Source organism: Streptomyces sp. SID9727 (assembly GCF_010550605.1).
Classification (GTDB): domain Bacteria; phylum Actinomycetota; class Actinomycetes; order Streptomycetales; family Streptomycetaceae; genus Streptomyces.
This window is the reverse complement of sequence record NZ_JAAGNI010000058.1, coordinates 1-9,046: the sequence shown is the minus strand read 5'-3', so window position 1 is coordinate 9,046 and position 9,046 is coordinate 1. Positions and strand designations below refer to the sequence as shown.

The window sequence follows — 9,046 nt, the reverse complement described above, 5'->3', positions numbered from 1 at the left end:
CCCGGGGCGGGGGCCGGGGTGGGCGCGTGCCTGACCCGGTCGCCCTCCGGGGCGCGGGGCGGCGGCGGGGCCACCGAGCGGGCCAGGCCCTGGGCGACCGCCTCCTGGATGGTTGCGGCCAGCTCGGCGGCCCGGTCCACGCCCTGGTCGGCGAGCATGGCGGCGAGGCCGCCCGCGTATCCCTGGCCGACCGCGCGGACCTTCCAGGCGCCCTGGCGGCGGTACAGCTCCAGGGCGGCGACCGCGGACTCGCTGTCGAGGCCGGTCAGCGTGAACGTGGCGATCTCGGTGCCGTCGAGGGCGGTGACCGCGACGAAGGGTGAGGCGACGGCGCCGAACCGGGTCGGGCCGCCGGCCCCGAGCGGGAGGGCCAGCAGCACCGTGACCCGGTGGACCCCGTCGGGCAGGGCGTCGAGGTCGACGGCGAGGCGGTGGCCGGCGGCGGCCTGCCGGGAGACTTCCAGGCCGTGCAGCTGCGGCGATCCGGGGTGGGCGATCCACTCGACGCCGGCCACCCTGCCGTGCTCGTCGCCGAGCGTGGCACCGGCCACGACGGGCGCCCCGGCCGATATCCGGATCTCCAGACGGGTCTGGGGCAAGGTGTGGTTCTGCCCCCGGACCAGCTCGGCCGTCATTGCCCTGTCCCCTCGACGTGTTACCGCTGGTGTGGGTGAAACTGTGCGTGGTGTCGCCGCTGTGCGTGGTGTCTCTGCTCCGGGTGGTGCGGTGGTGCCGCGATACGGGCAGCTCCCGGCGGCCGGTGCCGCCGGGAGCTGCGCGTGACGCGATGCGGACCTCGCGGTCCGGTGTGCGGTCCTACAGGTGCGGCAGGATCGCCGGCATGAGGTCCTGGAAGGTGCGGCCGTTGGCCGGGGTGCCGATGGCGGTCATCTTCCAGGCGTTGCCCGCGCGGTGCACCTTCGCCATGATCTGCGCGGTGTACTGCCCGCCGCCGTCCAGCGTGTAGCGGGCGAGCTCCTGGCCGTTGGTCTCGTCCACGATGCGGCAGAAGGCGTTCTGCACCTCCTGGAACGTCTGGCCAGTGAAGGAGTTCACCGTGAAGACGATCTGGTCGATGTGGACCGGCACCCGCTGGAGGTCCACGAGGATCGCCTCGTCGTCACCGCCGGAACCGGCGCCGCCCACGAGGTTGTCCCCGGTGTGCCGCACCGAGCCGTCGTCGCTGGTGAGGTGCCGGAAGAACACGACGTCGACCGGCTGCTTGTCGGCGAACAGGACGGCCGAGGCGTCCAGGTCGATCTCCCGGGTGCGCGAGCCGAACAGACCGCGGCGCGGTGCCGCCTGCCAGCCGAGCCCCATCCGCACCGCGGTCAGGGTCCCCCCGTCGCTCTTCTGCAGGCTGATGGCCTGACCCTTGGTCATATTGACCGTCACGCGCTGTCCCCTCTCCGCATTCCCCGCAACCGTCCTTGTGCGGTTTCCCAGCACCCTACGCAGTGGTGTCACCCGCGCGGAGGGCCTGGGCCGTTTTGTGTCGGTCCTGCAACATGCGGCCCGGGCCGTCCGGCCGGTCAGGCCAGACCGGCCTCGCGCATCTGGCGCAGCTCCTTCTTCAGCTCGCCCACCTCGTCGCGCAGCCGGGCGGCGACCTCGAACTGCAGGTCGGCCGCGGCGGCGCGCATCCGGTCCGTCATCTCCTCGATGATCCCGGCCAGTTCGGTCGCCGGGCGGTCGGTGACCGCCGCCGCGTCCCGGCCCGCCTTGCCCGCCTTGCCGGCCTTCGCGGACTTCCCGGCCGTCGCCGCCTTGCCGTCGCCGGGGACGGCGTGCTTGCCGAGGGCGGGCACGGGGGCCTTGCCCTCCTTCCCCTGGCGGTAGCCGGTGCCGAGCAGCTGCTCGGTGTCGATCTCCTCGCGCGCGATGGTGGCGACGATGTCGTTGATCTTCTTGCGCAGCGGCTGCGGGTCGATGCCGCGCTCGGTGTTGTAGGCGATCTGCTTCTCGCGGCGGCGGTTGGTCTCGTCGATGGCCTGCGCCATGGCCGGGGTGACCTTGTCCGCGTACATGTGGACCTGGCCCGAGACGTTGCGCGCCGCGCGGCCGATCGTCTGGATCAGCGACGTGCCCGAGCGCAGGAAGCCCTGCTTGTCCGCGTCGAGGATGGCCACGAGCGACACCTCGGGCAGGTCCAGGCCCTCGCGCAGCAGGTTGATCCCGACCAGGACGTCGTACTCGCCGGAGCGCAGCTCGCGCAGCAGCTCGATGCGGCGCAGCGTGTCGACGTCGCTGTGGAGGTAGCGGACCTGGATGCCGAGCTCCAGGAAGTAGTCGGTCAGGTCCTCCGCCATCTTCTTGGTGAGCGTGGTGACCAGGACCCGTTCGTCGCGCTCGGCGCGCAGCCGGATCTCGTGCACCAGGTCGTCGATCTGGCCCTCGGTGGGCTTGACGACGACCTCGGGGTCGACCAGGCCGGTCGGGCGGATGATCTGCTCCACGAAGCCGTCGCCGCGGGACATCTCGTAGGTGCCCGGGGTGGCGGACAGGTAGACCGTCTGGTTGATCCGCTGGAGGAACTCCTCCCACTTCAGCGGGCGGTTGTCCAGGGCGGACGGAAGCCGGAAGCCGTGGTCGACCAGGGTCCGCTTGCGCGAGGCGTCGCCCTCGTACATCGCGCCGATCTGCGGGACCGTGACGTGCGACTCGTCCAGCACCAGGAGGAAGTCCTCCGGGAAGTAGTCGAGGAGGGTGTTGGGGGCGGTGCCGGGGGCGCGGCCGTCGAAGTGCATCGAGTAGTTCTCGACGCCGGAGCAGGTGCCGATCTGGCGGAGCATCTCGATGTCGTACGTCGTACGCATGCGGAGCCGCTGGGCCTCCAGCATCTTGCCCTGCTTCTCCAGCTCGGCCAGGCGCTCCTCCAGCTCCCGCTCGATGCCGCTGACGGCCTTCTCCATGCGCTCGGGTCCCGCCACGTAGTGGCTGGCGGGGAAGACGTGGAGGGACCGGTCCTCGCTGATGACCTCGCCGGTCAGCGGGTGCAGTGTGGACAGCGCCTCGATCTCGTCACCGAACATCTCGATGCGGACGGCCAGCTCCTCGTAGACCGGGAAGATCTCGATGGTGTCGCCACGCACCCGGAAGGTGCCCCGGGTGAAAGCCAGGTCGTTGCGCGTGTACTGGATCTCGACGAAGCGGCGCAGCAGCGCGTCGCGGTCGATCTCCTCGCCCACCTTGAGCTGGACCATGCGGTCCACGTACTCCTGCGGCGTACCGAGGCCGTAGATGCAGGACACGGAGGCGACCACGACGACGTCGCGCCGGGTGAGCAGCGAGTTGGTCGCGGAGTGGCGCAGCCGCTCGACCTCCTCGTTGATCGAGGAGTCCTTCTCGATGTAGGTGTCCGACTGCGGGACGTACGCCTCGGGCTGGTAGTAGTCGTAGTACGAGACGAAATACTCGACGGCGTTGTTGGGCAGGAGCTCGCGGAACTCGTTGGCCAGCTGGGCGGCGAGCGTCTTGTTCGGCGCCATGACCAGCGTGGGGCGCTGGAGCTTCTCGATCATCCACGCGGTGGTCGCGGATTTACCGGTGCCGGTCGCGCCGAGGAGCACGACGTCCTTCTCACCCGCGCGGACGCGCTTCTCCAGCTCGGCGATGGCCGCGGGCTGGTCGCCGCTGGGCTGGTAGGGGCTGACGACCTCGAAAGGCGCCACCGTACGTTCGATCTTCGAGACTGGCCGCATGCAACCACCGTACGACCCGCCACTGACAACGGGGCCGGTTCACCAGTCCGCGGGCTCCACGGCGTCGCGCGGGCGGGAGTGGAAGGAGGCCGGGTCGGCGTACGTGCCGAAGCGCGGGACCTGGCGCCGGGCCGGGACGCCGGGCATCCGCGCGGCGCGCGGGTCGTCCCAGTCGGGCGTGCCCATGACCACCAGCGGATCGAACATGACCACGACGGCGGCCAGCACCAGGAAGCAGGCGGGGCCCAGCAGCATGGGCACGAGCAGCGATCCGGCGCTGTCGCCGGGGGCGTGGGCCGCGGTCGTGGCGGACGGGTGCAGATGGACGCGGAGCGCGGCCATGCCGGTGTAGTGCATGCCGCTCACGGCGACGCCCATCACGACGCTCGCGCCGAGGCTGGGCAGGAAGCCGTGGATGGACACGGCGGCCCACAGCGCGGCGGTCGAGGCGACGACGGCGATGACCACGGAGAGGGCCACGGTGACCGTGTCGTACTCGAACTGCCCATCAAGCCTCATCCCGGCCATGCCGAGGTAATGCATGGAGGCCACGCCGAGTCCGGTGATCGTGCCTCCCGTCACCAGGGCCATGCGGGTGGCGCCCCGGTACCCGACCAGGAAGATCCCGATGCCGACCATGACGATCGCGACGGCGAGGCTGGCGAAGGTGATCGGTTTGTCGTAGCCGATCGGCACCTCCTCGACGGAGAAGCCCGCCATCGCGATGAAGTGCATGGTCCAGATGCCCGAACCTATGGAGGTCGCCCCGAGAGCCAGCCAGCCGGCCCTGAAGGAACGCTCGGTACGCAGTGACCGCGTGGTGCAGCGCAGGCCCAGCGCCGCGCCGAGGCACGCCATGAGGAACGCCGCCGCAGGGGTCACCGCCCCGTAGCTGAAGCCGTCGATCGTGCCCTGCATCCTTGTACGCCCTTCGCAGCAGCAAGCCCGGGTCGGGACGACCCCAGGGCCCGTCGTCCGGGCGCAAGGCCCGGCAGACACAACAGAAGTGCCGCATCTTATCGACCGGGCCGCCGGCCCGTGGCGCGGTCCCCGAGGTGCGTTCACACGGCGTCCATCCTTCGCCTGTCCCGTGTTCGGGGGCGGCTGGGACGCTCGGGCCGTCCGCCACTCCGACGCAAGGAGTCCACGTGTACGCAGGCAGCGCCACCGCCTCCGTCGCCGCCGCCGTCGTCATGGGCGCCGGCACGTTGCTGACGGCGAATCCGGGCGCCCCGGTCACGGACACCCCGCTGACCCGGCACCCGGTCCAGCAGCTCGCCCCGGTCCGCCGGGCCGCCGACGCCGCCGCGGACCACCCGCGCGTCTACGCCCACCGGGGCGCCTCCGCCTACGCCCCCGAGAACACGCTCCCGGCCGTGGACCGGGCCGGCGCTCTGGGCTTCCGCTGGGTGGAGAACGACGTCCAGCTCACCCGGGACGGGGTGGTGGTCGTCATCCACGACACGGACCTCCGGCGCACGACGAACGCCGAGGAGGTGTTCCCGAACCGCGCGCCCTGGGCGGTCAAGGACTTCACGGCCGCCGAGATCTCCAGGCTGGACGCGGGCGGCTGGTTCGGGCCGGGGTACGCCGGGACCCGGGTGCCGACCCTGCGCCAGTATCTGAAGCGGCTCGGCCGCAACGGCCAGAACCTCCTGCTGGAGATCAAGAGCCCGGAGAGCTACCCGGGCATCGAGCGGGCGACCCTCCGAGTGCTGGGCGAGGAGGGCTGGCTGGACCGGAGCCACGTCCAGGGCCGTCTGGTGATCCAGAGCTTCGGTGCCGACAGCGTGCGCACGGTGCATTCCCTGCGCCCGGACGTGGTCACCGGCTTCCTCGGCGCCCCGGCCGTCTCCGAGCTGCCCGCCTACGCCTCGTTCGCCGACCAGATCAACCCCTCGTACGCCGGTCTGTCGGGCGGCTACGTGACGGCGGCGCACGCCCTGAAGGGCCCGCACGGCAAGGCGCTCCGGGTGAACCCCTGGACGGTGAACGACGCGGCGGCCGCGCGCCGGGTCGAGTCCATGGGGGCGGACGGCATCATCACGAACACCCCCGACGTGGTGCGCGCGGCCACCCGGGGCTGAGGCCGCCGGGGCCCGTTGTCGGTGGGCGGCCGTACGGTGGTGGCATGGACAGCAACGGGGTCGTCGAGTGGACCGTCGTCGAGAGCGGCATCGGTCCGCTGATGCTGGCCGCGACGGAGACCGGACTGGTCGGCGTGGTCTTCCACGCCCGCCCGGAGATACGGGACAGGGCACTCGACCGGCTGCGCTGCCGGCTCGGCGCGGAGCCGGTGGAGGCCCCCGGCTCCGCCCGGCTGGCCGAACCGGTGCGCCAGCTCGCGGCGTACTTCGCGGGGACGCTGCGGGAGTTCTCGCTCGACCTGGACTGGTCGCTGACCGCCGGCTTCAACCGCCAGGTGCTGCGGGAGCTGGCCCGGGGCGTGCCGTACGGGGCGGTCGCCGGTTACGGGGATCTGGCCGAGCGGGTCGGACAGCCGGGCGCGGCCCAGGCGGTCGGCGCGGCGATGGGGTCCAACCCTCTTCCGGTGGTCGTGCCGTGCCACCGGGTGGTGGAGAGCGACGGCGGCCTGGGCGGCTTCGGCGGCGGTCTGGAGACCAAGCGGCAGCTGCTGGCACTGGAGGGCGTGCTGCCGGAACCGCTGTTCTGAGCGGTGCCGTCAGGCGGGCTCCGGGGCCGTGTCCGGCCTGTGCGCGACCATCACCGGCTGGAAGAAGCCCGTGTCCGCCGGCTCGTGCCAGGCGGGCTCCGACAGGCCGGCCCGCCGGGCGAATCCGGTGAGACGGTCCTGCGTGAGCGCCCAGTACGACGTGCGGCGCGTGCGCACGTCCCAGCCGTCGTCCCCCTGCGCCGCGGGGTGCAGCTGGAAGTGCTCCAGGTCGTAGCGCTCGCCGTCCGGGCGCCAGTGCCACAGCTGGAAGGTGACGACCCGGCCGCCGGCCCCCTCCCTGACCTGCGGCGGTGTGGAAGCGGGCCGCTCGCTCCGCAGCCGGTCGTACGGCCGGGTGGAGACGAGCAGTACGCCGCCGGGGCGCAGCACCCTGCGCATCTCACCGAGCGCCGCCTCCACCGCCTCCGGGGTGAGCAGATGCGGCAGCGAGTTGTCGGCGCACACGACGACGTCGAAGGAGCGGTCGCCGAACGGCAGCCGGGCCATGTCGGCGGCCGTCGTGCGCAGGTCCAGGCCGCGCGCGGCCGCCTCCTTCGCGGCGCGGGCCGCCGCGGCGGGGCTCAGGTCGCTCCCGGTGACCCGGTGTCCGAGCGCGGCGAGGCCCAGCGCCTGGGTGCCGATGCCGCAGGCGCAGTCCAGCACGTCGTACGCGGCGCTCTCGCCGCGTGCCGTGCCGATCAGGCCCGACAGCGCGGCGGCCTGGCGGTCGATGCTCGCCTGCCAGTCGGCGTACATGAGGTCGTAGTCGGAGGCCAGGTCGTCGTAGAAATCACGTACGCCGGAGGCGGGTTGGGGCGTCGAGGAGGGCATGGGCCAACGTTAGGCCCGGTGCGCGGCTGCTGACGGGCGGTTTCGCGCCACCGGCCGGAGCGGCTCACGTTTGAGCCCCGTCCACCCGCGACAGGGATGTGGACATGTCACTCAACGCGCCCTTCGACGCCACCCTCTACGCGCCGGCTCTCTCCGCCGAGGTGCGGGCCGCCCTCGCCGCGCACCGGCCGGTCGTCGCCCTGGAGTCGACGATCATCGCCCACGGCCTGCCCCGCCCCCGCAACCTGCGGGTCGCCGGAGAGCTGGAGGGGCTCGTACGGTCGGCCGGGGCCGTGCCCGCGACCGTGGCGGTGCTGGACGGGCGGGCCAGGATCGGTCTCGACAAGGCGGAGCTCGAACGGGTCGCCGAGGACCCGGGAATGCGCAAGCTGGGCCACCGCGACCTCGCCCCGGCACTGGCGGCCGGGGCGAGCGGGGCGACGACCGTGTCGGCGACCGCCTTCCTGGCGGCCCGGGCCGGGCTGCGGGTCTTCGCGACCGGCGGGCTCGGCGGGGTGCACCGGGGCTGGACGGAGACGCAGGACGAGTCCGCGGACCTGCGGCTGCTCGCGCGGACGGGGATCACCGTGGTCTGCGCGGGCGTGAAGTCGATCCTGGACGTCCCGGCCACGCTGCAACGTCTGGAGACGCTGGGCGTCGGGGTGCTCGGCTACGGCACCGGCACCTTCCCCGGGTTCTACCTGAGCAGTTCCGGCGAGCCGGTCGACTGGACGGTGACCTCGCCCGAGGAGGTCGCCGAGGTGATGGCCGCCCAGGACGCGCTGGGCGGCCCCGCCGCCGCGCTGATCGTGGCGAATCCCGTGGCGGAGGAGGAGCAGTTGGACCCCGGGCTGCACGACCGGGTGCTGGCCGGGGCACTGGAGGCGTGCCGGGAGCGCGGGGTCACGGGGCAGGCGGTCACGCCGTTCCTGCTGGACCACCTGGTGCGGCACACCGGGGGCGCCTCGCTGGAGGCCAACCTCGCGGCGGTGCGGGGAAATGTGGCACTCGCCGCCCGGATCGCCACCGCCTGGGCGGCGCGGTGAGCGGCGGCCTCCTCGTCGTCGGGGACGTGGTCACCGACGTGGTGGCCCGGCACGGATCGGCGCTCGCCCACGGCACGGACACGGCGGCCGTGATCCGGACCCGGGCGGGCGGCGCGGGGGCCAACGTGGCCTGCTGGGCGGCGCGCGCGGGCTGCCGGGACGTGCGGCTGCTGGCCCGGGTGGGCGCCGACTCGGCGGACTGGCACCGCGGTCTGCTGCGGCGGGCGGGGGTGCGCGGGCTGCTCGCGGTGGACGAGGAGGCGCCGACCGCGACCGTCGTCGCCCTGGTGGACGCCACCGCCGAGCGCACCTTCCTCACCGACAGCGGCGCGGTACTGCGGCTCTCCCCCGAGGACTGGTCGCCCGCGCTGCTCGACGGGGTCGGCCATCTCCACCTGTCGGGCTACCTGCTGTTCGCCGGCACGAGCCGGGCGACGGCCCAGCTCGCCCTGCGGGAAGCCGTGCGGCGGAGCGTCCCGGTGAGCGTGGACCCCGCGTCGGCGGGCTTCCTGGCCGGGCTCGGCGTCGACCGGTTCCTCGCCCTGACCGAGCGGGCGGACCTGCTGCTGCCCAACGCGGACGAGGCCCGGCTGCTCACCGGCCTGCCGGACCCCGCGGACGCGGCCGCCAAGTTGAGCATGCCCGCCCGCCGGGTCGTCGTGACGCTCGGCGAGGGCGGGGCGCTGCTCGCCACCGGGGGCGCGGTGACCGGCCGGGTCCCGGCGGAGCCGGTCGGGCGGGCCGTGGACTCGACCGGGGCGGGCGACGCGTTCACCGGAGGCTTCCTCGCGGCC

9 protein-coding genes are annotated in these 9,046 nt (G+C 73.2%); 4 read left to right on the top strand and 5 right to left on the bottom strand.

Annotated elements, in window-relative coordinates; genetic code table 11:
* The 4 genes from G3I41_RS03485 to G3I41_RS03470 form a co-directional block, all read right to left on the bottom strand.
* A partial coding sequence (locus G3I41_RS03485) for a TerD family protein (protein WP_164398832.1) occupies positions 1–635 on the bottom strand: 635 nt, incomplete at its 3' end.
* Positions 636–816: 181 nt separating this feature from the next.
* The gene (locus G3I41_RS03480; protein ID WP_026171720.1) at positions 817–1,395 is read right to left on the bottom strand and encodes a TerD family protein; all 579 of its coding nucleotides are present in this window, start codon (positions 1,393–1,395) and stop codon (positions 817–819) included.
* 137 nt (positions 1,396–1,532) lie between these two features.
* Entirely contained in the window at positions 1,533–3,701 is a 2,169-nt protein-coding gene (gene uvrB, locus G3I41_RS03475; protein WP_164398831.1) for an excinuclease ABC subunit UvrB, read from the bottom strand.
* Positions 3,702–3,740: 39 nt separating this feature from the next.
* Entirely contained in the window at positions 3,741–4,619 is an 879-nt protein-coding gene (locus G3I41_RS03470; RefSeq protein WP_164398830.1) for an MHYT domain-containing protein, read from the bottom strand.
* Positions 4,620–4,849: 230 nt separating this feature from the next.
* On the opposite strand from G3I41_RS03470, the gene G3I41_RS03465 reads away from it, so the two are divergent.
* Positions 4,850–5,788 carry a glycerophosphodiester phosphodiesterase family protein gene (locus G3I41_RS03465; RefSeq protein WP_343242047.1) on the top strand — a complete coding sequence of 313 codons (939 nt, stop codon included), beginning with the start codon at positions 4,850–4,852 and terminating at the stop codon, positions 5,786–5,788.
* A gap of 44 nt (positions 5,789–5,832) precedes the next feature.
* The gene (locus G3I41_RS03460; RefSeq protein WP_164398829.1) at positions 5,833–6,375 is read left to right on the top strand and encodes a methylated-DNA--[protein]-cysteine S-methyltransferase; all 543 of its coding nucleotides are present in this window, start codon (positions 5,833–5,835) and stop codon (positions 6,373–6,375) included.
* 9 nt (positions 6,376–6,384) lie between these two features.
* Here the strand turns inward: G3I41_RS03460 and G3I41_RS03455 are convergent, their stop codons facing one another.
* Entirely contained in the window at positions 6,385–7,206 is an 822-nt protein-coding gene (locus G3I41_RS03455) for a class I SAM-dependent methyltransferase (protein WP_164398828.1), read from the bottom strand.
* Positions 7,207–7,310: 104 nt separating this feature from the next.
* Here G3I41_RS03455 and G3I41_RS03450 point away from each other — a divergent pair, with 104 nt between their 5' ends.
* Both G3I41_RS03450 and G3I41_RS03445 read left to right on the top strand, forming a co-directional pair.
* The gene (locus tag G3I41_RS03450; RefSeq protein WP_164398827.1) at positions 7,311–8,252 is read left to right on the top strand and encodes a pseudouridine-5'-phosphate glycosidase; all 942 of its coding nucleotides are present in this window, start codon (positions 7,311–7,313) and stop codon (positions 8,250–8,252) included.
* On the top strand, positions 8,249–9,046 hold a 798-nt coding region (locus tag G3I41_RS03445), incomplete at its 3' end, for a PfkB family carbohydrate kinase (RefSeq protein ID WP_164398826.1). The genes G3I41_RS03450 and G3I41_RS03445, both read left to right, overlap by 4 nt.

Coding starts and splice junctions, on each gene's coding strand:
- G3I41_RS03470 (WP_164398830.1), bottom strand. CDS start 4,619: ATGCAGGGCACGATCGACGGCTTCAGCTACGGGGCGGTGACCCCTGCG.
- uvrB (WP_164398831.1), bottom strand. CDS start 3,701: ATGCGGCCAGTCTCGAAGATCGAACGTACGGTGGCGCCTTTCGAGGTC.
- G3I41_RS03455 (WP_164398828.1), bottom strand. CDS start 7,206: ATGCCCTCCTCGACGCCCCAACCCGCCTCCGGCGTACGTGATTTCTAC.
- G3I41_RS03450 (WP_164398827.1), top strand. CDS start 7,311: ATGTCACTCAACGCGCCCTTCGACGCCACCCTCTACGCGCCGGCTCTC.
- G3I41_RS03460 (WP_164398829.1), top strand. CDS start 5,833: ATGGACAGCAACGGGGTCGTCGAGTGGACCGTCGTCGAGAGCGGCATC.